Origin of the sequence: Kiloniella laminariae (assembly GCF_027214005.1) — a bacterium.
GTDB classification, from domain to species: Bacteria; Pseudomonadota; Alphaproteobacteria; order Kiloniellales; family Kiloniellaceae; genus Kiloniella; species Kiloniella laminariae_A.
Map to the genome: position 1 here is coordinate 68,479 of NZ_JAPWGY010000005.1, position 21,656 is coordinate 90,134.

The 21,656-nt window shown below is 50.4% G+C and carries 23 protein-coding genes, 1 pseudogene and 1 riboswitch; of the genes and pseudogenes, 8 read left to right on the top strand and 16 right to left on the bottom strand.

Translation table 11 applies throughout. From position 1 onward, the window contains the following. Positions 1-317: 317 nt before the first annotated feature. Positions 318-962, top strand: coding sequence for a uracil phosphoribosyltransferase (upp, locus tag O4H49_RS14260; protein ID WP_020593608.1), 645 nt, complete (start codon positions 318-320; stop codon positions 960-962). A gap of 101 nt (positions 963-1,063) precedes the next feature. On the opposite strand, the gene O4H49_RS14265 is transcribed toward upp, so the two are convergent. The 3 genes from O4H49_RS14265 to O4H49_RS14275 all read right to left on the bottom strand — a co-directional run bounded on the left by O4H49_RS14265 (position 1,064) and on the right by O4H49_RS14275 (position 4,904). Further along, positions 1,064-1,825 (bottom strand): substrate-binding periplasmic protein, encoded by a 762-nt coding sequence (locus O4H49_RS14265; protein WP_269424117.1) that lies wholly within the window; start codon positions 1,823-1,825, stop codon positions 1,064-1,066. Positions 1,826-1,982: 157 nt separating this feature from the next. Next, the gene (locus O4H49_RS14270) at positions 1,983-3,158 is read right to left on the bottom strand and encodes an MFS transporter (protein WP_269424118.1); all 1,176 of its coding nucleotides are present in this window, start codon (positions 3,156-3,158) and stop codon (positions 1,983-1,985) included. 249 nt (positions 3,159-3,407) lie between these two features. Then, positions 3,408-4,904: a DEAD/DEAH box helicase gene (locus tag O4H49_RS14275; RefSeq protein ID WP_269424119.1), complete on the bottom strand. Its 1,497-nt coding sequence runs from the start codon at positions 4,902-4,904 to the stop codon at positions 3,408-3,410. A 251-nt stretch (positions 4,905-5,155) separates the two neighbouring features. On the opposite strand from O4H49_RS14275, the gene O4H49_RS14280 reads away from it, so the two are divergent. Beyond that, a complete protein-coding gene (locus O4H49_RS14280; protein ID WP_269424120.1) occupies positions 5,156-5,704 on the top strand; it encodes a hydrolase in 549 nt (182 codons plus the stop codon). Between the two features lie 159 nt (positions 5,705-5,863). Next, positions 5,864-6,568, top strand: a complete 705-nt coding sequence (locus O4H49_RS14285; RefSeq protein ID WP_269424121.1) for an alpha/beta fold hydrolase — start codon at positions 5,864-5,866, stop codon at positions 6,566-6,568. A gap of 226 nt (positions 6,569-6,794) precedes the next feature. Here the strand turns inward: O4H49_RS14285 and O4H49_RS14290 are convergent, their stop codons facing one another. From O4H49_RS14290 to O4H49_RS20645, 4 genes and pseudogenes are all read right to left on the bottom strand, one after another. Beyond that, entirely contained in the window at positions 6,795-7,499 is a 705-nt protein-coding gene (locus O4H49_RS14290; RefSeq protein WP_269424122.1) for a class GN sortase, read from the bottom strand. Then, positions 7,496-10,114 carry a marine proteobacterial sortase target protein gene (locus O4H49_RS14295; RefSeq protein WP_269424123.1) on the bottom strand — a complete coding sequence of 873 codons (2,619 nt, stop codon included), beginning with the start codon at positions 10,112-10,114 and terminating at the stop codon, positions 7,496-7,498. The genes O4H49_RS14290 and O4H49_RS14295 overlap by 4 nt, the downstream gene beginning before the upstream one ends. A 167-nt stretch (positions 10,115-10,281) precedes the next feature. Beyond that, entirely contained in the window at positions 10,282-10,635 is a 354-nt protein-coding gene (locus O4H49_RS14300; protein WP_269424124.1) for a hypothetical protein, read from the bottom strand. A 58-nt stretch (positions 10,636-10,693) separates the two neighbouring features. After that, a pseudogene (locus O4H49_RS20645) lies at positions 10,694-10,789 on the bottom strand (IS1595 family transposase); the annotation flags it as partial. Position 10,790: 1 nt separating this feature from the next. Here O4H49_RS20645 and O4H49_RS14305 point away from each other — a divergent pair. Then, complete coding sequence (locus O4H49_RS14305; protein ID WP_269424125.1) at positions 10,791-11,492, top strand: DUF2711 family protein; 702 nt, start codon at positions 10,791-10,793, stop codon at positions 11,490-11,492. 149 nt (positions 11,493-11,641) lie between these two features. On the opposite strand, the gene O4H49_RS14310 is transcribed toward O4H49_RS14305, so the two are convergent. The 8 genes from O4H49_RS14310 to O4H49_RS14340 form a co-directional block, all read right to left on the bottom strand. Continuing rightward, the gene (locus O4H49_RS14310) at positions 11,642-12,043 is read right to left on the bottom strand and encodes a hypothetical protein (RefSeq protein ID WP_269424126.1); all 402 of its coding nucleotides are present in this window, start codon (positions 12,041-12,043) and stop codon (positions 11,642-11,644) included. Between the two features lie 48 nt (positions 12,044-12,091). Then, positions 12,092-12,238 carry a S26 family signal peptidase gene (locus O4H49_RS20650; RefSeq protein WP_419715229.1) on the bottom strand — a complete coding sequence of 49 codons (147 nt, stop codon included), beginning with the start codon at positions 12,236-12,238 and terminating at the stop codon, positions 12,092-12,094. Further along, entirely contained in the window at positions 12,225-12,551 is a 327-nt protein-coding gene (locus O4H49_RS14315) for a S26 family signal peptidase (RefSeq protein ID WP_269424127.1), read from the bottom strand. The genes O4H49_RS20650 and O4H49_RS14315 overlap by 14 nt, the downstream gene beginning before the upstream one ends. Before the next feature lie 218 nt (positions 12,552-12,769). Then, positions 12,770-13,306 (bottom strand): DUF2247 family protein, encoded by a 537-nt coding sequence (locus tag O4H49_RS14320; RefSeq protein ID WP_269424128.1) that lies wholly within the window; start codon positions 13,304-13,306, stop codon positions 12,770-12,772. Between the two features lie 185 nt (positions 13,307-13,491). Then, on the bottom strand, positions 13,492-13,707 hold the full coding sequence (locus O4H49_RS14325; protein ID WP_269424129.1) for a hypothetical protein: 216 nt from the start codon (positions 13,705-13,707) through the stop codon (positions 13,492-13,494). A 31-nt stretch (positions 13,708-13,738) separates the two neighbouring features. Then, on the bottom strand, positions 13,739-14,086 hold the full coding sequence (locus tag O4H49_RS14330; RefSeq protein WP_269424130.1) for a DUF7336 domain-containing protein: 348 nt from the start codon (positions 14,084-14,086) through the stop codon (positions 13,739-13,741). A gap of 329 nt (positions 14,087-14,415) precedes the next feature. Next, on the bottom strand, positions 14,416-15,783 hold the full coding sequence (locus O4H49_RS14335) for a HAMP domain-containing sensor histidine kinase (protein ID WP_269424131.1): 1,368 nt from the start codon (positions 15,781-15,783) through the stop codon (positions 14,416-14,418). Next, entirely contained in the window at positions 15,773-16,447 is a 675-nt protein-coding gene (locus O4H49_RS14340) for a response regulator transcription factor (protein WP_269424132.1), read from the bottom strand. Before O4H49_RS14340 ends, O4H49_RS14335 begins: the two co-directional genes overlap by 11 nt. A gap of 223 nt (positions 16,448-16,670) precedes the next feature. Between O4H49_RS14340 and O4H49_RS14345 the strand changes: the two genes are divergently transcribed. Beyond that, the gene (locus tag O4H49_RS14345; protein WP_269424133.1) at positions 16,671-17,822 is read left to right on the top strand and encodes a hypothetical protein; all 1,152 of its coding nucleotides are present in this window, start codon (positions 16,671-16,673) and stop codon (positions 17,820-17,822) included. 254 nt (positions 17,823-18,076) lie between these two features. Continuing rightward, a complete protein-coding gene (locus tag O4H49_RS14350; protein WP_269424134.1) occupies positions 18,077-18,940 on the top strand; it encodes an urea carboxylase-associated family protein in 864 nt (287 codons plus the stop codon). A gap of 213 nt (positions 18,941-19,153) precedes the next feature. Here O4H49_RS14350 and O4H49_RS14355 read toward each other — a convergent pair whose 3' ends face one another. After that, positions 19,154-19,723, bottom strand: a complete 570-nt coding sequence (locus tag O4H49_RS14355; RefSeq protein WP_269424135.1) for a cysteine hydrolase family protein — start codon at positions 19,721-19,723, stop codon at positions 19,154-19,156. 129 nt (positions 19,724-19,852) lie between these two features. Here O4H49_RS14355 and O4H49_RS14360 point away from each other — a divergent pair, with 129 nt between their 5' ends. Further along, positions 19,853-20,293, top strand: a complete 441-nt coding sequence (locus O4H49_RS14360; RefSeq protein ID WP_269424136.1) for an Lrp/AsnC family transcriptional regulator — start codon at positions 19,853-19,855, stop codon at positions 20,291-20,293. Between the two features lie 124 nt (positions 20,294-20,417). After that, a riboswitch (purine riboswitch) is annotated at positions 20,418-20,517 on the top strand. Between the two features lie 107 nt (positions 20,518-20,624). Continuing rightward, complete coding sequence (locus O4H49_RS14365; RefSeq protein ID WP_269424137.1) at positions 20,625-21,650, top strand: adenosine deaminase; 1,026 nt, start codon at positions 20,625-20,627, stop codon at positions 21,648-21,650. The last annotated feature ends 6 nt before the right edge of the window (positions 21,651-21,656 follow it).

Sequence of the window (21,656 nt, forward strand, 5' to 3'; positions counted from 1 at the left end):
CAAGAAATCCCTCTAATGGGCGGTTATTGCTGGAGATTGTCAGAAAAACCAGCCTAGCCAAAAAGATAGCGGGATTTCATAATTTTATTCGCGACTATTTGTCGCCTATAAAATGCATCTTTAAATTTTGCCTGAAAGTTACGAAGGCTGCAGCCAAGGATAAGAGACCGGGAATAGGGCAATGTCATCGGAGACTCCTTTCCTCTGGAGCTACCCCGGATTTCTTCCGGATTTACTAGGGCTCGACAGGCGGAGTGTAAGAGGGTAAGTAACAATTAAATCATCAAGTTTCAGAAATTGTAGAAAAGGTAGGCCTCATGAACAAAAGCGTGCCCGCAAATGTTACCATTGTTGATCACCCGCTGGTGCAGGTCAAGCTGACCCAGATGCGCAGGAAGGAGACGATTTCCTCAGATTTTCGTCGCCTGCTCAAGGAAATCTCTCTTTTGCTGGCTTATGAGGTAACTCGCGATCTTGCCTTGACTGAACGTGAGATTGAAACACCGATTGAGCGGGCAATGTTTCCTGTACTTCGCGATCGGGAGCCTTGCTTTATTTCTATTCTGCGTGCTGGAAACGGTATTCTGGATGGCATGATGGATCTTTTGCCTTCTGCCCGTGTCGGACATGTGGGACTTTACCGGGATCACGAGACACTTGAGGCTGTCGAATACTATTACAAGGTGCCTTCGGATATTGCAGATCGCGAGGTTATTGTTGTCGATCCAATGTTGGCGACGGGCCATACTGCTGTGGCAGCCATTGAGAGATTGAAAAAGGACGGCGCCAAAAATCTGAAATTCCTTTGCCTGCTGGCCGCACCGGAAGGAATAGCGGAGTTCCATAAAGGGCATCCGGATGTGCCTGTTTTTACAGCATCAGTTGATAAAAAACTCAATGAACATGGCTATATTGTGCCTGGTCTTGGGGATGCGGGTGACCGTATTTATGGAACGAAATAACCAGTCTGGTGCAGGTGCTTTAGCCATCAGGTTTTTCAAAAGGGCTCCGCGATTTTCGGGGCCCTTTTTTATCTTTCCCGGTTCTGCAATAGTAACACTATTTATTGATAACTCTTCCAGATTTTCTGATAGGTACCGTTGTAGCGGATGACTCTTAACCCGCGATTGAAGTCTTCAAGCAGTTCATCGACATCTTCAAGTTCTTCTGAAAAGCAAAGGTAATAAGGCTGGCTGTTAAGTTCACGGTACTGAACATTACCAGAGCCTCCTTGGTGAGACATCGTATAGAGTACAATGTCACGATAGCTGTAGATCGCCTGTACCCGCTCATTTTGCAGCATCGAAAGAAGTTGTTGATCATCTGTGGCTTCCTGTACCTTGATGCCATGATCAAGTAGCTCCTGATGGGGAGCATATCCGCGTACTGCTGCCACTGTCAGTCCCCGAAGGTCCTCAAGAGAGTCAAAACGTTCCAGCTCTACTCCCTTGGCCAGGAAAACGCCTTGGCTATGGTTTCCCAGAAGGTCAGAGAAGCGAAATACTTCTTCTCGTTCAGGCAGATATGAACAGCCACAAAGGCCATCAGCCTGGCCGGTTTCAACCAGTTTTACCGAGCGTTTCCACGGGTAAAATGTCGTACTGATTTCATGGCCGCTTTGCGCAAAAGCAGCGCGCATAACCTCCACATCAATTCCCTCACGTCCTTGTTCAGCCGTTCCGATTTTGTATGGGGCAAAAGGACTGCAGGCCATGTTGATCAGGCGTTTGGACTCTTGTGCTATGCCTGTGTGTAGAGGCGGTAGGATATAAACAAGAGCAGCTAATGCTAAGGTCTGCCATTTCACGGGTGAGTAACTCGACATGTTGTTCATAATATATTGAGTAAACGTCAAGAAACCTTACAAAATCTTACTTTTTCGAACGGGAAATTTTTTATATAATTCAATGAAGGGTTGATTCGTATTTTTTGTTTAAATTCAATTGTTTATGTGGGGTTTCTGTGGTTGGTTTCAGGTGAAATCAAGGCTGCTCTTGCCCTGTGATATTCTCCGTTGTACGTTTGGAACTCATGGGGACCTTGCTTGCAAGATAGAGAGTGAGGATGCCGCCGATCGAGGCGAATCCAGCCATTGCAAAAAAAGCAAAGGTCGGGTGAATTTTGTAGAGCCAGCTGGAGAGAAGCATGGCCATCCCCATCATGAGGCCATTGGCAACACCGGAATAGAGGCTTTGTGCCGAAGCTGATAAACCTGTGGGGGCGTGCCGGGAAATAAAAGCCATTGCGCCGAGGTGTGTTGCGCCGAAAGTAAGAGCGTGCAGCAGTTGAAGGGCGATGATGATTACAAGGCTCTCGCTCAGCCCAAGGCCAAGCCAGCGTAGCACGGCTGCTGCCGCTCCAAGTGTGATGAGGTGAAGAGAGCGGGCGCTTTTGAACAGTTTGTCACTGAAGGCAAAAAGCAGGATTTCTGCAACGACCCCAATAGCCCAGAGTGTGCCGATCAGGCTTTCGCTATAACCAAGTGACTGCATGTAAAGGGATATAAAGGCGTAATAGGCCGCGTGGCTGCCGATAATCATGCCGGCGCCAAGGGTAAACAGTAAGAATTTAGGGTTTTTGAGCAGGAGTTTGATGTTTTTGTTCGTGGGTTCAGTTGGTAGACTTGGGAGCAGCCAACTCGCCCCAGCAACACAAACCAAGGCGATAAGAATAAACCAGAGGCGCCAGTCAACGTCCACCCGCTCAAGTACATAACCGACACCAAAGCTGGTCAGGATGAAGGCGAGGGAGCCCCAGAGTCTGATCCGGCCATAATCCAGATTGTGTATGCGGACAGCCCGGAGAGTTTGGCTGTCACCAAGAGGAATCAGAGAGAGGTAGGTCGAAGCTGCACAGGCCTGGAGTATCAGAAAAGCAATAAAGCTGTTGGAAAAATAAAATCCGAGAAAACAGGCAGCAGAAACCAGTGCTGTCGCCGAAAGAATGGTTCTCTGTAGCCCACTGCGGTCAGAGAGATAGGCAATGCTCGGGGAAGCGAGGATCTTGATCCAGGGGGCAATGGAAAGGATCAGGCCGATATCTGATTCCGAGATGCCCCGGCTTTTGAGCCAGAGCGGCCAGAAAGGCAGAACAATCCCCATCATCATAAAAACACAGATGTAAAAAATAGAGTAGGGGGTACCTAAATGGTGCTTCACTATGGCCTCGTGCTGATAGGGATCTGTCAGGAGCTCTGGCTATAGGTAATAATAACGATGCAGGAGAGGCTGATGACAGGCGTTAAGAAGATACAAACTACCACTCAGTAAAGAGCTTGCAACTTTTTGTTGAAACAAGCCTGTGGCAGATAGAGAAATGGTCAGGATGCAAAAAGGCGGCTAAAACAGCCGCCTTTGCAATTCTTTTATCTCACCTTAAATTCGAGGCGGATACAACAGTTTTTGAGATCAAGCCACTTTTGCTTCACGAAGAATAAAAGCAGGGGTGTGATCACCAAAAGAACTGGTCGGGTTGCTCGGCTCTGAAGAAGGTTCTCTTTCGCCGATCGCCGCTGAAGGTTTTGTTCTTCTGCGGGACGCTGCTGGTGTTCTTCGATCTCCTGCGGCAGAAGATTTCCGTTCTGGACGTTCTGTGCCTGTGGTTTCAACCAGGGCAATTTCTGCCTTCTCTGGCTCGGCAGCGGGTTTTTCCGAAGAGGCCCTTGCCGGGCGGCGTGCAGGTCTTTCCCGATTGGAAGGTTTGGCCGAATCAGAACGCGTTGGGCGCTTGCGCCGCCGTCCTTTGTTGGCTTCTGCTTCTTCGTCGGTCCAGCTTTCGAAGCCTTCAAGGCCTTCGACAGGAATGTCACTGCCAATCATGTTGAGCACGTTCCGAAGGGATTTATAATCTTCCATCATCGCCAGTGTGAAGGCTTTACCCGCCCGTCCGGCACGACCGGTACGACCGATACGATGGACATAGTCTTCGGCGTTGATCGGCACATCAAAATTAAAGACATGGGATACTGCCGGGATATCGAGACCTCGCGCGGCCACATCCGAACAGACCAGAAGCTTGACCTTGCCATCGCGGAAGAGTTCAAGAGTTTCGGTCCGGGAGGACTGCGCCATGTCACCATGCAGCGCGGAGGCCGAGAAACCATGGACGTTGAGCGATTTGTTCAGGATATCGACGTCTTTTTTGCGGTTGCAGAAAAGAATGCCGGACAAAATATCGCCTTCGTCGCGCATCAGCTTGCGCAGGGCGTCGCGTTTGTCCTTGGAATCACCGTTGATCTTGATGATTTTCTGCTCCACGGTTACGGCGGTTGAGGCCGGTTTGGAAACAGAAATTTCCTTGGGGTTACTCAAGAACTTGTCAGAAAGTTTCTTGATTTCCGGAGCCATGGTCGCCGAGAAGAACAGGGTTTGGCGCAGCGGTGGCAACAGGGAAACAATTTTTTCGACATCCGGGATAAAGCCCATGTCGAGCATACGATCTGCTTCGTCAATCACCAGAAGTTTGGTGTCGACCAGCATAATCTTGCCGCGTTCAAACAGATCAAGCAGACGGCCCGGCGTGGCGATGAGAACATCAACGCCGCGTTCCAGCAGTTTGATCTGGTCGGCAAAAGACGACCCGCCGATCAGCAAAGCTTTGGTCAGCTTGCTGTGCTTGCCATAGTTTTCGAAGTTTTCCGAAATCTGTGCGGCAAGTTCGCGGGTAGGTGTCAGGATCAGGGAGCGCGGCATTCTTGCCCGCGCCCGACCACTGGACAGCATTTCAATCATTGGCAGGGTGAAAGAAGCGGTTTTCCCGGTTCCGGTCTGGGCACAGCCCAAAACATCACGACCCATCAATACGTAGGGGATAGCTTGTTCCTGAATAGGCGTAGGTGTCGTGTAACCGACTTCCTCGATGGCCTGCAGGAGCTTTGGATTTAATCCAAGATCAGAAAAGCTCATGTATTCCTTAGCACGCAAGAGCGTTAGTCTATAAAAGCAGCGGGAAGGCAGGTGATCTGCACAACAATTCCCGAAGCGACGTGCGCATAATACGTAAAGCTTTGAAAAAGTCAATTTCTGCTTTGATTTTCGGGTAAAATCTATTGTTATTCTACTTGGGTAGGGTTTCTTTGCTGGAATTAAGTTTGTTTTCTTCGCAGGTAAGCTTTAAGGACAAATGGATAATCTAACAGCAGCAGGCGGGATAAAAGATGTTGATTGATGCACAAAAGGCCCTGGTGGTGGTGATCGATGTTCAGGAGAAACTGGCGCCTGCTATCCATGAACTGGAATCGCTGCTCAAGGCGAGCGAGCTGGTGTTGAAAAGTGCCTGTGAGCTGAACGTGCCTGTGCTGGTGACCGAACAGTACCCGCGCGGTCTGGGCCATACCATCGAGCGGCTGAAGACATACTATGCGCCGGGAGATGTGTTCGAGAAGCTGTCTTTCAGCTCGGTCGGCTGCAGCCCCTTTATGGCGCAGCTCAAACAAAGCGGGCGTCAGCAGGTGATCATCATCGGCATTGAAGCCCATGTCTGTGTCCAGCAAACGGTGCTGGAGCTGCTGGACGAGCGCTTTGATGTCTTTGTTGTGGCCGATGCGATCGGATCGCGCACGCCGGAAAACAAACAGCTGGCGCTTGAGCGGATGATCCGCTCCGGCGCTGATGTGGTTTCTGCCGAGATGGTGCTGTTCGAGCTGCTGCGCGAGGCGGGAACACCCGCGTTCAAAACGCTGTCGCAGTTGCTCAAGGCAGACTGAACCCTGAAGCCTGATCAAACCCGGACCGAACCCAAACCTGGCCTGAACCGGGATGAGTTTCTGATACCGGGACATGTTTCTGATCAGGAGCGGGGGACGCCGTTCTTGAAGGGATATTCTCTGTGTCTACAATCTTCTGAAAAATGACTGTTAAAAAACATGCCCGATAAAGAGCGCCTTGTTTTCCTGCCCGGCCTGCTGTGCAACCAGCGGCTTTGGCGACCCCAGATCAATTTCCTGGGGGAGGACTATGTCTGTAACGTGCCGGATCTGACGCGGCAGGACAGCATTCCCGAACTGGCGCTTTCGGTGTTGCAGCAGATCAGGGGCAAGTTCAATCTGGTCGGCCTGTCCATGGGCGGCTATGTCGCGCTGGAAATCATGCGACAGGCCCCGGAGCGGGTAAAGCGGCTGGCGCTGATCGATACCAAGGCCCGGGCCGACAGCGCTGAACAGCAACGCCGCCGTCGCGGCCTGCTGGCACTGGCGGACAAGGGGCGGTTCAAAGGGGTGACGCCGCACCTGATGCCACTGCTGATCCACCCGGACCGCATGACGGATGAAAGCCTGACCGGCCCGATATACCAGATGGCCGAGGAGGTGGGGCAGGAGGCCTTTGTCCGTCAGCAGACGGCGATCCTCAAACGCGAAAGCCATCTGGATGTGCTGGGCAACATCAAATGCCCGACCCAGATCATCTGTGGCCGTCAGGACCTGATTACCCCGCTGGACTGCGCCGAGGAAATACAGGCCGGGATTACCGGGTCAGAATTGCTGGTTGTCGAAAGTTGTGGTCATCTGGCCAATCTTGAAGCGCCTGATCTGGTGAACAAAACGCTGAAAAACTGGTTGAAATTATTCTGATATTTTACGTTAAGTATTTCGATCAATCCATTGAATATAAAAATATAACTGTGAAGAGCAGTTCGCAAGATTTTGGCAAAGGTCAGACGTCAAAAAAAGCTGCAAGATTCTCTGATCGTTCCAGAATTAAACAGTGAACAAACAGAAACCAAACAGCAAGATTAGACCAACAAAAACCCCCTGCCAAAAAAAACAGGGGGTTTTGCATCAATCTGATAGCTGTGAATCACAGTTCATTGACCAGATGTCCTTCGACGATATAGCGCAAGGGGCCGGGTTCCAGGGCGTCGAAGGGCCAGCAGGTGACCAGGGCAATCCGGCGCTCGTAGTCGTCGCTATAGAGTGCGGAGGCATCCCAGGGCGCGACGCGAAGTTGATCCACGGCATAGTCAAAGCGTTGGCCCCGGCTGTTGGTCACGGTGATGATGTCACCCTTGCTGACCTGTTCGAGATAGGCAAAGTGGGTATCGCGGTGCGCGGCAAAGATGGCGGTGCCAAACTCGCCGGGGCTGGCAGAGTTGCCCAGATGCCCCGGACCGAAGGCCAGTGCCTCGCCACTGCTGCCGTTCAGAACGATGGTTTTTCCGCTGGAGATCGCCGGAATTTCGATACTGGCCACCGGGAAGGTATCCGCCCAGGGCCAGGCTTTGGCCGGGTGACCACTGTGCAGGGTCTCGTTCCAGGCCTGCTGTAACAGCACCTGCGCCAACCCGGCCTTGGCCTTGATATAGAGGCCCTGCCCGAGCAGGATCGCCCCGGCGAGAAAAGCCCCCAACAGCAGAAGGTTCACAACCTGACGGCGGAGCCGTGCGGGAAGGGCTTTGCCCGCCCAGAGGCCTAGCCATTTTTTCCTGTTGTCAGGCGCCTGATTCAGGTTCTGGTTTTGGCGCTGATTTTGTCGGGAGGCTTTCATAAAGCTGCTGCCGCTCAAGAGAAGGGGCCTCCTGTTCCTGTCCCTGTCCCTGTCCCTGTCCCTGTCCGGGGCTGGGTCTGGGACCGGGTCTGGGTTTCACCTGTCTTTCTGATGCCAACCGCTTTTGTCATGGAAAAGGCCGGTTTGCGGCTGAGGAGGTCCAGCCGATGGCGGAGCAGCCAGAACACCAGGCTTGAGATCAGCAGCAGAAGACCGATCAGCATTCTGATTTCCGCATCGGTTGCTGTGGCGGGCAGAGGAATGGCTTTCTTGCCACCGCTCTGGCTGGTCACGCGTACCGGACTGCTGGCGATCAGGGAGAGGGCGGCCTGATCGTTTTCAAAGCCGTTGTTGTTATTGTCATTTGCCGGGGCGGGGCCTCCGGTTTCCCCGGAGCGGGCGGGTCTGTTGTCGAGCGGGCCAAAGACCTTGTCGAAATCCCAGCCTGCGGGCAGGTTCAGCGGAATTTCCTTGCTGGTGAGTTCTGCTCCTCCGGGACGGCTGGGGGTAACATCGACGGCGACCAGACTGGTCAGGCGGCTGATCAGGTGGAAGTCGAGCGCGGTGCGGGTGATCAGCTGATCCAGCGCTGCCGGATCGTTGCTGAGAAACATCTGCCCCTCGTAGTCGGCGATCTTGCGCCGTGCCCAGAGCTTGTCGATGCCTTTGGCCTCGGTTGCGCCGGAGAGGGGCAGGCGGACAGACCAGGGCTGGTCGTCAAAGCGACCGGAAAGGACCATAAAATCGTCTGGTCCATAATTTGAACCGTATTCTGGTGCAGCGCCGGACCCGTCTTCCTTCCCTGTTTTGTGTCGGGCGGCAATAACCAGAGGCTCGCCGCTATAGAGATCGGGCAGGACAGCGGGGCTCAATTCATAGTGACGGGCTGCGGCGGTCGGGCCTTCCCAGGTCAGCTTCAGGTCAGTCATGACCAGATTTTCCAGTTTGGTAAAAAGTGCAGCCATGCGCTCGCGCACCTGTTGTTCCGAGCCGATATGGGTGAAGCTGCCCTGACCCATTTCCGAGGCGCGGGACATGAAGTGGCTGTTAGGGGCCGAGCCAATGCCGACGGTAAAGATGCGCGAGCGACCGCGCTGTTTGACAATGGTATCGAACATCTGCTGTTCGTTACCGATGGCCCCGTCGGTCAGGAAGACCACCTGTCGTAGGATATCGCTGTTGGTCGCATCGCTGTCTTGCAAGGCGGCCTTGAGCGCGGGCAGCATTTCCGTCCCGCCCTCGGCCTGCAGAGCAGAAACAAAGCGCCGGGCCTGATCAAGGTTTTCGGCAGAGGCGGCGACGGCAGAGCCAAAGAGAACAGAATAGGTGTTATCAAAACGGATGATATTAAAGCGGTCCTGCGGGCTCAGGCGATCAAGGGCAAAGAGCAGGCTGTCTTTGGCCTGAACCATGGAAGGTCCGGCCATGGAGCCGGAGTTGTCGATGACAAAGATAATCTCGCGCGCCGGTTTGACAGGTGTCTCGCCCTGCAGGACCGATAGTTTTGCCAAATCAGGTGGTGTGATAAAGGCGAGCAGAAAATCGCCCTGATCGCCGTTCGGGGCCAGATGATCACTGCCTTGGGTAAAGAGTGCGGCGCGCGGGCTTGCGCCCTTGTCTGCCCGCCAGGTCAGCTCAAAATCCCGGTCAGCGGGCACCACCGCGTCGTTGAGCTTGATACGGGCTGTATCCCGGGTGTCATAATCTATGGTCACGCCATGAAAGGGGCTTTTGATTTCACCCAGGGGAAAACCTGCGGCGAGATGGATGTTCAGCAACACCGGGTTTGTTGGTGCAGACAGGCGCGGGTCGAGCACAGGGGCGGTGATCTTTGCCGCATCAGGGACGGGATCTGGATTTACGCTGCCCCACTGGTTATTTGGGTTATCTGTGTTGTTTGGGATATCGGGGGTATCCGGGTTTTTTTCCTGGCCAAAAGAAACGGTCTCGACCAGCGGGGCCTTGGGGATATAACGCGGGGCGACGACCATGGGATACCGCAGGGAAAATTCCCCGTCGGACTGTTTGATGGTTTCCTGATATTCGATCTGGACCACCACAATTTCCCCGGGGCCGATATTGGCAACCGCATTGGTGAAAAGATTGGGCCGCTGCTGTTCCACCAGCGCGGCTTTTTTGCCCTCGCGCTTGGCCTCTTCATAGATTTTTTGCGCTTCCGCGCGCGGTTTGATCTGGCCTTCGATAAAGCGATTGCCGATCTGCATTTTCAGGCTGTCCACCGCCGACTGTTCGGGCAGGGGAAAGACGTATTTGCCTTCGACCCAGCCGTTGGTCGGGTTGCGAAACCGCTGTGTGACCTTGGTCCGGGCGATCGGGCCGTTGATGTCGATTTCGACCGAGGTCGCCAGCTGCGGTGCCTCGACCATCATGCCTTCTTCTGTCCCTTGCAACAGCAACGAGCCCCGGGTGGCTTCGCCCGCCTTGACCTGTGCCGCCGCCACGGATTGGGCGGGGAGTTGGGGCGTTGAGGCCTGTACGGCAGTCGCGGGAAGGGTGAGAGCCGCTGTCAGCAACAGGCCTGAGAGCAAGCCTGTTAATCGGGGCGAAAGCACCCCGGAGTTGACACCTGATGCAGCAAAGACGGACGGAAAAACGCAGCGAGAGATACCCATGACACGGCCCTGTTGGTTGGATTTTTGATTGTTCAACAGGGAGAGGATGGAAGCGCTTTATGCCGAAAACGAGGTCATATGTGACCAAAAAGCGGCTATATCAGGGGGAGTTTGTGGGGGAGATGACTATTAACTGATTACAGACGCTATTCTGGTTCCTAATTGTCTCAGCGTTTTAAATTTTCAAAGTCTAATTTCACCTCTGGTGACGTAAAAACCAGTATGATATCCCGTCCACCAAGCATAGTAACAAACATTTCTACCCTATTACCTTGGACCTCTACATTTAAAATCATGTCAATGATTCCCAAATGAGCTTCTAAGGATTTATAAACTCCTATACCGTACTGCTTACTTCGGGCATCTTTCCAATTGCGGATTACCAGCTTGCAAGGCTTTTCTATAGTCTCATCTTCATAAATATAATCATAATACAATTCGATTACTTTAGCCGTTGAATCATAAAAAAACGCTTCAACCACATTATCTGCAAATTCGTATCGCACTAAATCATCAAACATGCCTATGGTCCTTGCTTCAAAAAAATAACTGGGGCTGGCATAGATAAGGGTTTCCTTTTTATTTGAACCACCATTTTAGAATTACTTTGTTCAAATGAGAAACTGGCCTGAAATTAAACCTCCATTCGCATTCTTTAAGGAAGAGGTGAAAATTAATGGATAGAGATTTTGTTCCCGCTCCAGAACTTTATGCTTCCTGTCCGGTGGGCGGAAAGGTTCTGGAATATTATAGAGGTCAATTTGAAGCGGTGTTTATTCTCCTACACCCTTTCATGCGCCCAAGAACCATCAGCCCCGATCTTTTTTATCCTGATACATGGCCAAAGAAGAAGGAAATCATTGCTGATTGTGAACCCTGTTCATGGAACGAGGTGCTTTGTGCCTGCGGTTTAAAAAGCCTGTCTGAAGTTGATACTGGGCTAAGAACCCTTATAGGGGCGTTAAATCCTGAGAGGTCTAACTCCGTTTATGCGGAAGTTATCGAGAATTATTGTGACCAGAATAACCTGATTCCACCAGAACCAGGAGATTTGTCGGTAATCATTGAAAATCTGGTATTTGAAACTCTTATGAAGAAGCTTGGCTATCGGTGGTTATGGGTAGGTGATGAATTCGGTTTGGAAAGAAAACTGCATAAAATAGAAGATGTTATCAAAGCTGATGAAATAATCGCCCCGCCACATGCCCGTTATTTCACCCATGATCACCAATTCTTAATTGCCACCCATTGGGATAGTCATTGTACTTTTCTTTGTTCATCAAGAGAACGGCTTGAAACGTTTTTACAAAACGAGAAATTTGAGGGGTTTTTCTGTACAGAAAATACAGAGGTATATTGGGGGCTGTATCCTTTGTAATAAGCTGTTGGTATTCAGGCTATAACAACCATTAAGTTCCTAGAAATTTATGTCGCTAAATCAATAAGTAACAAGAAGAAATAATAATGAAAGGAGAGTTTATAGAGGGCGGTTGACTGTCAGTAAATTACGGTCTCTATACAGACAAATTAATCATCTGGATAACAAGTTACGGCGGCTGACACTACACGGTTATCTCTTACCCAGAGCCTTAGGCCTAGATCTTCAAATTCATAGGGATATTGAATATCACCGTCATCATATTCTACTCCACTACCCACTTCATCCGCATTACAGCCAAGTAATCTCGGCACACTTTGGATACTTAAACCAATAATATTGGTACCTTTATAGAAGCAAGTTTCATAGCTATAAATCATATCAATGAGGCCATTTTCAGAGGATAGGAAAATTTCCGAATTTGGTACATTGTACTCTTCTTCCAGATCAGGATCTAAAAGAATACCCATCGTGCTTTCGTAATAAGAAATTTTTTCACCTAATTTGAACGGGCCAAGGCTGATGTTCGGAATCCAGATGCAATCTATCATTGATTATTTTATTCTTTCTATTTTACAGATTGGAATAATCTGGTTAAGTCATCCGAATAAATAATATAAAGACAGTTTATAATAAGTATCGTTTTCAAGTTTTCTTGGAAAAGTTTCGAATCTGCTATCAATCGATCGAGACCTGTTGTCGCCAACAAAAAAGAGTTCGTCTGAGGGGACTTTAGAGCAACTCATACTTTGTTCTGACGGAGGTCCGTATATCGTATAATAAAAAATGTTGGTCTGCTGATTCTTGATACATTTTGAAAGTAACGGACGAGTTTTCGAATTCACCGAGGTGTGTTTTTTCCGGGTTACCATTTCTTATGAAATCTACTATATTGAAGCATATTTCATCCCCATCCACAGCAACCAATCTTTTTGCATAGGTAAAACCTGGTTTTCCTTTAAATGCCAGTATATCACCCAATTCAGGGGTGGTTTTATATAGGAAGATCCTTTCACCGCTAAAAATATTTGGTGCCATCGAGCTGCTTGCGACGGTCACCCCGCCAAATAAATCAAAGGAGGAAAAATCTAAAAAAGCAGCTTAAATTACCCTACGCCAGAAGCGGCAACTGTCAGCCGATTACAAGCTCTCTACACATAAATTGGTCCCTTGCACGGAAGCTCGGATACTACCAGTTACATCTCTGTACACTAGAGTAAACTAGGAGATCTAACTCCTTAAATTGTTTTTCTTCTCTATCCAGTTTGTACGACTACCTAATCCCCGGAAGTTCCATCAAATATCTTACTTTGGTTTTGTAGATACATAGACCATTTCTCATAAAGATGATTAGTCGTTCTTTCTTTGTTTTCTATATCAGACTCATCTGAATACATATACGTTACAAATGCTTCGATACTTCGCGGATAATCAAAGTCTGCATATACTTCATCTACAATTTCTAAAGGATCATTATACCTATCCTTGTTTTCGTACACCCAAAGAAGTGTTAAGTATAACCACTTAGAACGAATAAAATCCAACCGCTGTTTTTCTTCAGAAGCAATCAAATCATCGACCAACGGATAAACCATACTTCCATTGTTAAGTAGTGATTCCTCTTCACTAAGAGAGGCTAATTCACATAGTGAACCAGAATACTCCTCATCAGCTAAAAGTAGCGAAACGCCATGCTCTACAGCAGAATAAGGTGTGAAAATATTGCATTGGATAGCAAAAATTATTTCCTGCCAGGTAAGTTTACATTTCTTGCTTACATACCGATAAGAAAGTTTTATTAGAAATTCATCCATGACTTCTTCCTAAGGCACCGACTGGTTAGGCGATCCTGTTATTACACCTCCAGGAATAAATCGTTGGTGGGTAACAGCCCCCTTGGAATTAACAATAAATTCAAAATAAAAATAAAATATTTCAGACATGCATCATTCCTGTTTTGTATAGTTTACTGAAATGACACATAATTTTTAGCACTCCTTTAAAGAACTATTTCTCCCTTATCAATTGCGATTTCATTCAACTTATAGGTCTTTACATAAAAGCCATCAGGTGTGTCTGAAAATCCCGGTTGATTTTTAACCAGACCCAAGCCTTTTTCAACTTCAGTCCGGGATTCATAAACACCAATAAGAGTTTTACTTTTGTAGCCCTTTTCTGGATACCATTCGTGTAAAAGCATATAAAGAGTTGTCATCAAAAAATCTCCAAAAAACCAAGTCATTGCCTTATAAAGCCGAGCTATACCCTTTCAGCCAATAAGTCGCATTAAGATCAGTATCCCCGATAGTAAATTCCTCCTCTCGACCGGCGAATTCCGGCATAATTTTCAATACTTGTATTGCTGCTTCAGCCTTTTCCTTACTATCAAACACTCCTAAAGTTTTAAGGTTTTCAGGATATTCATCTACCTCTTCAACGTGATAAACGATATATAACTCTTTCATCATTGATCTCACTTTTATAATGACAATTTCTTCTTCGTATTTATTGGAAAGACCTATCACCATATTTTTTAATTCGATTATGTTCTGAGGCTGGTCCTTTTGAATAATTCCCTTTCCCATATCTGTCATTCATAAGTTCATCAGCCCAATCTTTATCACTTTGGCCTTTTTTAGGTCTTTGTCCTTTAACTGAAGTGATACTAGAAACTCGGACAGTCTGTTAAGGTGTATCCCGTGATGAAATCAGGGATACAGAAAAGGCTAAACGTCGAAATTTCAGCGATCAATTCAAAGCCAAAGTTGCCTTCGCGTCTTTGATATGATTTTCTTTGATATTCTGGATATTTTATTTATCCGTATGAAAACCAACCCTGACCATGCTGCCCCAAATGAAGCTGAAGCTGTATAACGGTTGTGCTGGTGATCAATCAGCTGGTCGAAATCCGGATTGATAAAGACTATTGTTTTGGCAGGGAGATTATCACCTGAAAGCCGTTTTTGTTTTCCAGTTTGAGCTGGCCGTTGTGAAGGCGGACGACAGCTGCGACCAGTGACAGCCCGAGGCCGTTGCCCGGGAGGTTTCTGCTTGATTCAACGCGGTAAAAACGTTCAAGAACGTTGGATTGTTCGTCTTCGGGAATGCCTGAGCCTTCGTCGTGAACCACGATTTTTATATCAGTTTCACCGGAGAAAAGATCAATGGTGATTTTGCTGTTGGCCGGGCCGTATTTCAAGGCATTGTCGATCAGGTTGCTAAAGCACTGGGTTATTAGATCGCGATCCCCGAGTATGTTGCCATATCCCGCATTATCATTTGTGTGATCATTCAGGATTATGCTTTGTCCCCTGTCTTCGGCAATGGGTTCATAGATATCGATGGCATCCGCTATCAGCGTTCCCAGTGGCATTGGTGCAAAGTTTGTTTCCTGTTCTCCTGTTTCCAGCCGCGTAATGCCTAGAAGGGCAGAAAAGGTAACGAGCAGCTGGTCGACTTCGGCGATTGCGGCCTCGACAAGTCTTCGGTTCTTGCCCTCTTCGGTCAAGGAAACCAGCCGTTCGAGACGGCCATGCAGTCGGGTTAAAGGTGTGCGCAAATCGTGGGCGATGTTATCAGTGACATGGCGGATCCCGTCCATCAGGCTTTCCACGCGATCAAGCATGGAGTTGAGCGTATGGGCCATGACGTCGATTTCATCACTGGTCCGGGAGACAGGAATACGTTTGGAAAAGCGCCCGATCATGATCTCAGAACAGGTGACGTTGATCAGGGAGAGCCGTTTTTTCAGGCCGCGATGAAGGATAATTCCGGCAATGGTGCCGCCTGAAATACTCAGGAGCAGAGCACCCAGAAAAAACAGAAAGACCTGATCTTCGAGCTCTTCTTCCTTGCTGGTATCCAGGCCGAGCAGCAGGTGATACTGACCGCCGAGGGTCATGCTCAAAAAACGGAACTCAACAGGGTTCAGATGGTCGTCTTCAACCTCGGTAAAACCAGGTATTTTCGGTACTTTTTCTGGCCAGAAGGCGATATTTCCAGAGAGCTTGTTGTAGGTCTGATCGGTCAAGAGATAGATCCTTGAATCCGAAAGCTCCTGTTTTGCGCGGCGGTCAATCAGAGCCTGGAGCAGCTTTATGCCGCCCAGTTCATAAACTTCGTTCATATCATTTATTTTTGCTTGAAGCCGGCTGTCGATTTCCTTTTCCATAAAGTGTTCCGAGGTTTCAGAAATGACCCCCTCAAAAATAAAATTGATCAGGAAAAAGACGCCCCCGATACTCAGGGCGAATTTAAGCGAGAGGGAGAGATGCGGGAGCTTAATCTTCACGGATACAATACCCTGCGCCACGGATTGTATGAAGGAGTTCGATGGTGAAGCCCTTGTCTATTTTATTGCGTAATCTGCTGATATGAACATCAATGACATTTGTCTGCGGTGCAAAATTGTAATCCCAGACCTGTTCTAGCAAAATTGTCCGCGTTACGACCTGTCCTGCGTGTCGCATCATGAATTCCAGCAATTTATATTCTTTGGGTTTGAGGTCAATTATCCTGCCCGCGCGGGTGGCCCTGCGTGAAAGCAGGTCAATTTTCAGATCCCCGACAGTCAGTTCTGTTTCTCCGCCGGACGGCAAGGTTCTTTTGAGCAGCACATGAACCCGGGCGATCAGTTCGGCCACCGAAAAGGGCTTGACCATATAGTCGTCCCCACCGGAATGCAGGCCGTCAATTCTGTGGCGGACTTCTCCCAATGCCGAAAGTAACAGGACCGGGGTCGTGATTCCGGTGGCGCGAAGAGTCCGCAAGACAGACAGGCCGTCCTTACCGGGAAGCATTCGATCGAGAATGATAATGTCATAATTCTCGTTCGCAGCCATATAGAGGCCTTCGCGGCCATCGTGGACGCTGTCGGTGATAAAGCCGGATTCACTCAGGGCCTGGGATACAAAGTCGGCGACTTCGAGGTCATCTTCTATTATTAGCGCCCGCATTTCTGAACTTCATTTCATCAATATCTGGGGTGGTAACGGACGGATCTTCCTGAATGGAAGCGTTTCGTGACGGTTTGTGCTGCGCGGATAGTAACACGGGGAAATGATGAATAAACAACATGAACAAAAATTTAGATTTCAGCCACGTTGGTGATAACCGGAGTGGCTTAACGTCCCCCCCGAGACAAGGCGTCAGCACATCACGAGGGGAAGCCAAGTGGAGATGATTAAAAAACGGAAACTCAACAGACTCTTCGTTCTGTCCGGCTTTTCTGCCGTTCTTATATTTACCGCGATTGTTTCCAGAGGGTTTTCTGCCCCGGTTTCAGGGGCGACGATGCTTGAAGCCATACGGAACTATGGGATCTTGAGTTATCTAAAGATAATCAAACAGCCTTTGTGGGTCGGGAATCTATCAAACAGTTCTGGATATTTTGCCAATCTGAGTCCGGAGATTTTTAACGACAGGAACGGTGTGCTTGAGATTAAACCAGGTGTCCATTTGCTTGATTATCCTGTTAATCTTGGCGGGCCGCTGATGATCTCACCGGGAACCACGGTTCGGTTTTCTCCAGATAGCTATCTGCTGGTGAAGGGAGCCGTGACTGCTGTGGGCACCCCAGATGCGCCGATTGTTTTGCAAGGGCAAAAAGGACAGCTTTGGAAAGGAATATATGTCTATAACGCTGACAGCCTGTCCGAGCTGGACAATGTTGTCATTGCAGATACTACGGCTTTCGCAGACGGATACCTTACATTGACTGGGGCTGTGACGTTTTATCAATCAGCGCTGAAGGTTACAAACACCGCTTTTAAGAACTCTGAGGCCGAGGACGGGCTGAATATCATAAATTCCGGATTTTCCCTGACGAACACCCGATTTGAAAACATGCGTTCGGATGCTCTGGACAGTGATTTTTCTCACGGCAATATCATTGTAAGTGAATTTGATACAATCGGGGGGGATGCGATTGATCTTTCGGGAACCAAAAGCAGGATCGAGAACCCGCGAATCACTGGGGTCCGCGACAAGGCCATTTCCGCGGGAGAGAATTCGACAGTCAATGTGATTGGCGGCTTTGTAAAATCTGTGGGCGTTGCCGCGGCTTCCAAAGACGGCAGTGTTGTTAAAATCAGGGATACACGGATAGAAGATGTCACACTGTTTGGCCTGATGACCTATATCAAGAAATCATCCTATAATTTCCCAAGCCTGATTGCCTATAATCTTTTCTGGGGGGCAGGGACTTCCGGGCGGATCGAGGACAACTGGATCCGGCAGACAGGAACAGTTCTGACCATCGACGGGCAAAGTGCTTCTGAGCAGGATATTGATGTAAAGGCTCTCTATAAAGGGGCGGTGATGTCCAAGTAGAACACCGCTTTCACTCTGATCGAATGGGAGTGTGTGATCGCAATGGGAGTGTCGTCGTGATACAGAGGACCTGAGACCCCGGAAGACATGAGAACCAGAGGCCCGGAAAACCAGAGGCGCGGAAAACCAGAGACCCGGAGAAGTGTGGGCTTCTGGTCAGAACGTTGTCTGATTTTCCGGAGAACTGTTTCTTGCCCGGCGAGAAAGTTTCAGTCACAGTCCGGATAAACAAAAATGAACTCCAGGACAGGCTTATGAAAATCATCCACGACCATCCCGCCCCGAAAGATGCTGAAGCCCGCAAGGCGGTTGCGCCGGTGATCTGTTATCCCAATACGACCTTGCCTGCTTTTGACCCTGCGTTTTTTGACCGGGCGCGGGAGGGGATGGAACTGGTGGCGGAGACCTATATTCCACCGCGGGATGCCCGGTGTTTCGAGGTGCCTGCGGGGCACTTTGTCCGTATTGTCTCGATTGAAGGACCGCAGGTTGGTGATCTGAATTTCTGGAACCGTCACGATCTGACCGAGCGCTTTTTCAGTGGCAAGACCCGGGCGCTGCACGGCACCCATATCAGCACCGGAGATCGGCTCTGGAGTACGCTGCCGCATCTGCGTCCGCTGGCCACGGTAACCCGTGACACGCTGGACTGGTATGGTTTTGATGAATTTGGCGGTGCGGTACACGATGTGATCGGCACGCGCTGTGATCCCTATACCCATGCGGTGCTGCAGGGGAAGGATTATCACTATTGCTGTCATTCCAATCTGACCCGCGCCCTGGCGGCGCATTGTTCCCTGCCGATGGATGAGGCAGAGCTGCTGGTCCATGATGTGCTGAATGTCTTTATGTGCACCGGCTTTACCAAAGACACGCATCAGTACTTTATGAAAGCCAGCCCGGTGCGACCGGGGGATTATCTGGAATTTTTTGCCGAAACCGATCTGCTGGGCGGCATGTCGGCCTGTCCGGGCGGGGATTGTGGATCATCCCATTCGGGAGATGCCGCGACCTGTTACCCGATGAAGGTCGAGGTGTTCCGCCCTCTGGACGGGCGGCTGGAGGGCTGGACGCCGTCGAAGCCATCACCCTATAGCGGCGGACATGGTGCCGGTTAGGATGGCGGGGTGTAACCGGCCCAGCGTTCGCCAAAAAGACAGGCAGGGCGCAGGAACAGGGGGCTGTTGATCCCTGTGGTTCGTTAAGTAACCCGCTGTTGAAGCTTTTTGAAAGAATGGCGGCTCGATATCCGGGCCGCCATTTCCAGTTTCTGGAGATTTTTCGGTCGGGGAGAGGGGAGGCCTGTCCCTATCCCTATCGCTATTGGGGCCTCAGGGCGTCAAAAGATCCTTTGTCGCGACAACCTGACAGAATTCGTTGTGCAGATCTGACAAAGACATGGCATGGACCAGGGCGGCCTCATAGAGGGTGCCGTCTGGCCCGGTCCGGTCGAAGGTCGCACAGGCATCGCCGACCAGACGCACTTTATAATCCATGTTGCCTGCCATCCGGACCGTGGTTGAAACACAGTGATTGGTTGTCAGTCCGGCGATCACCAGTTGCGGGGCCTGTGCGCGGCGCAAAAATCCATCCAGATCGGTGCCGACAAAGGCGCTGTTCTGACGTTTGACAAAAACCGCTTCCTCGCCAAAAGGTGCCAGTTCCGGAATGATTGCTCCGCTGGGTTTTTCCTGTCGCAACAGGCTGTCCGGGCTGAGGCTGTGATGCAGGGCATGGGCGACGGGCCAGCCTTTGGCGCGCCAGTGATCCAACAGGGCGGCGGCGTGCTGTTCGGCGGCGGGATTGTTGCGGTTTCCACCCCAGTAGTCCCAGTCCCTGAAGCCCTTTTGCCAATCGATAAGCAGGAGGACTGGCGGGGGCGTGTCTGTTGTATCTGTCATAGCGGGGTTTCCCTGGTTGTTAACTGGTGACTATGATCCGGAAAATAAGGTCTTTCCTCAATATGGCGATCGCGCCATTGTTTTGCGCAAAGATGTCATATCCACCAGGGCAAGGTTCGATTCCGCATAATGGCCAAAAATCAGCTTGATGATCGCGATCAAAAAATACTGTCGATACTGGAAGCTGATTCCCGCACCGCGATCAGTGAACTGGCCCGAAACATCAGCCTGTCGCCAACAGCGGTTCGCCAGCGAATCGCCCGGCTGGAACGGGATGGGGTGATTGAGGGCTACACCATCCGTACCGGAGCCGTTGAACCCCAAAGCACAATCAAGGCCGTGGTCATGCTGACCCTGACGGGGGCCTTTTGCAGCAAGATCAAGGCGGCCTTTGGCCATATGCCGGAGATCCGGAAGTTCTGGTCAACCACGGGGGAGCTGGACGCCACGCTGATCGTGCAGGTGCCAACGATCGTACGCCTGCAGGAGGTGACCGAGAAATTCAGCGCCCATGACCTGGTCAGGCGGGTCCAGACCCATGTGATCATCGCAACCCATATCGATCGCTGAAGAGAGGGCTGATTCAGGACTGGTTCGGGGTGGTTGGAGTTCAGGCAGAAGGGGGAGGCTTCGGGTTGCTTGAACTTTGTCCGACAAAGGGATATAACAGGGGACTGAGGTCAGTCCGGTGCGTGCCGGATCGGTTTCTTCACTTCGTATAACCCCGATAATATGGTTCGGGGGTTTCTACCAGGATCCGATAAATTCTGATTACGAAGAGCAAAGCCCGTTAAGTGCTTTTCTCTTTGTATGCCTGAATGTTGTTAAGATAATGGTTTTATTCGGGTCGCGCAGACTGAAAAGCTCTTGATTTCGATCAACACAAGTTAAGAGCAAGTCCATGACAGATATTCCCACAAAAGAGTTTATTGAAAAGCTGCCCAAGGTCGAGCTGCATCTGCATCTTGAAGGCTCGCTGGAGCCGGAACTGATGTTCGCGCTGGCAAAGCGCAACGGGGTCGAGATCCCCTTTTCCTCGCCCGATGAAGTGCGCGCGGCCTATGATTTTCACAATCTGCAGTCTTTCCTCGACATCTATTATCAAGGCGCCAATGTGCTGATCCAGGAGCAGGATTTCTATGATCTGACCTGGGCCTATCTGCTGCGTTGTCAGGCCGATAACGTGCTGCATGTCGAGGTGTTTTTTGATCCTCAGACTCACACCGACCGGGGCATTGCCTTTGACACTGTTATCGGCGGGATCCACCGCGCGCTGGAACAGGGGCGGGCAGAGCTGGGCATTACCAGTCAGCTGATCCTGTGTTTCCTGCGCCATCTGGATGAGGCCGCCGCGCTGGAGACGCTGGAGCAGGCGCTGCCGCACCGGGACAAGATTATCGGCGTCGGGCTGGATTCATCCGAAGTTGGCCATCCGCCGGAAAAATTCCAGCGGGTTTTTGCCCGGGCGCTTGAGCTGGGCTTCCTGACCGTGGCCCATGCCGGCGAGGAAGGCCCCGCCAGTAACATCCACGGTGCGCTTGAGCTGTTGGGGGTGACTCGGATTGATCACGGGGTGCGCTGTGTTGATGATGCCGATCTGGTGCAAAAGCTGATTGCCGATCGCACGCCGCTGACGGTCTGTCCGCTGTCCAATACCCGGCTCAAGGTGTTCGCGCGGATGGAAGATCACAACATTGTCGAGCTGTTGCGCCAGGGGCTCTGTGTCACAATCAATTCCGACGACCCGGCCTATTTCGGCGGTTATATGAACGCCAATTTCCTGGCCGTCGCCAAGGCTCACCCGATGAGCCATGTCGAGATCGCCCAGTTTACCCTGAACGCGGTTGAGGCCAGTTTTATTTCCCCGGCGGAAAAGACCCGGCTGGTCAAGCTGACGCAGGATCATCTGGACAGCTTTGCTGCGTAGGAAGGC

What these genes read in the sequence shown, in the direction of transcription:
- O4H49_RS14360 (WP_269424136.1), top strand. Translation starts at nt 19,853, where the DNA reads ATGGCCAAAAATCAGCTTGATGATCGCGATCAAAAAATACTGTCGATA.
- O4H49_RS14275 (WP_269424119.1), bottom strand. Translation starts at nt 4,904, where the DNA reads ATGAGCTTTTCTGATCTTGGATTAAATCCAAAGCTCCTGCAGGCCATC.
- O4H49_RS14355 (WP_269424135.1), bottom strand. Translation starts at nt 19,723, where the DNA reads ATGACAGATACAACAGACACGCCCCCGCCAGTCCTCCTGCTTATCGAT.
- O4H49_RS14365 (WP_269424137.1), top strand. Translation starts at nt 20,625, where the DNA reads ATGACAGATATTCCCACAAAAGAGTTTATTGAAAAGCTGCCCAAGGTC.
- O4H49_RS14265 (WP_269424117.1), bottom strand. Translation starts at nt 1,825, where the DNA reads ATGTCGAGTTACTCACCCGTGAAATGGCAGACCTTAGCATTAGCTGCT.
- O4H49_RS14325 (WP_269424129.1), bottom strand. Translation starts at nt 13,707, where the DNA reads ATGACAACTCTTTATATGCTTTTACACGAATGGTATCCAGAAAAGGGC.
- O4H49_RS14330 (WP_269424130.1), bottom strand. Translation starts at nt 14,086, where the DNA reads ATGACAGATATGGGAAAGGGAATTATTCAAAAGGACCAGCCTCAGAAC.
- O4H49_RS14340 (WP_269424132.1), bottom strand. Translation starts at nt 16,447, where the DNA reads ATGCGGGCGCTAATAATAGAAGATGACCTCGAAGTCGCCGACTTTGTA.
- upp (WP_020593608.1), top strand. Translation starts at nt 318, where the DNA reads ATGAACAAAAGCGTGCCCGCAAATGTTACCATTGTTGATCACCCGCTG.
- O4H49_RS14320 (WP_269424128.1), bottom strand. Translation starts at nt 13,306, where the DNA reads ATGGATGAATTTCTAATAAAACTTTCTTATCGGTATGTAAGCAAGAAA.
- O4H49_RS14310 (WP_269424126.1), bottom strand. Translation starts at nt 12,043, where the DNA reads ATGATAGATTGCATCTGGATTCCGAACATCAGCCTTGGCCCGTTCAAA.
- O4H49_RS14350 (WP_269424134.1), top strand. Translation starts at nt 18,077, where the DNA reads ATGAAAATCATCCACGACCATCCCGCCCCGAAAGATGCTGAAGCCCGC.
- O4H49_RS14280 (WP_269424120.1), top strand. Translation starts at nt 5,156, where the DNA reads ATGTTGATTGATGCACAAAAGGCCCTGGTGGTGGTGATCGATGTTCAG.
- O4H49_RS20650 (WP_419715229.1), bottom strand. Translation starts at nt 12,238, where the DNA reads ATGAGTTGCTCTAAAGTCCCCTCAGACGAACTCTTTTTTGTTGGCGAC.
- O4H49_RS14300 (WP_269424124.1), bottom strand. Translation starts at nt 10,635, where the DNA reads ATGTTTGATGATTTAGTGCGATACGAATTTGCAGATAATGTGGTTGAA.
- O4H49_RS14295 (WP_269424123.1), bottom strand. Translation starts at nt 10,114, where the DNA reads ATGGGTATCTCTCGCTGCGTTTTTCCGTCCGTCTTTGCTGCATCAGGT.
- O4H49_RS14285 (WP_269424121.1), top strand. Translation starts at nt 5,864, where the DNA reads ATGCCCGATAAAGAGCGCCTTGTTTTCCTGCCCGGCCTGCTGTGCAAC.
- O4H49_RS14305 (WP_269424125.1), top strand. Translation starts at nt 10,791, where the DNA reads ATGGATAGAGATTTTGTTCCCGCTCCAGAACTTTATGCTTCCTGTCCG.
- O4H49_RS14345 (WP_269424133.1), top strand. Translation starts at nt 16,671, where the DNA reads ATGATTAAAAAACGGAAACTCAACAGACTCTTCGTTCTGTCCGGCTTT.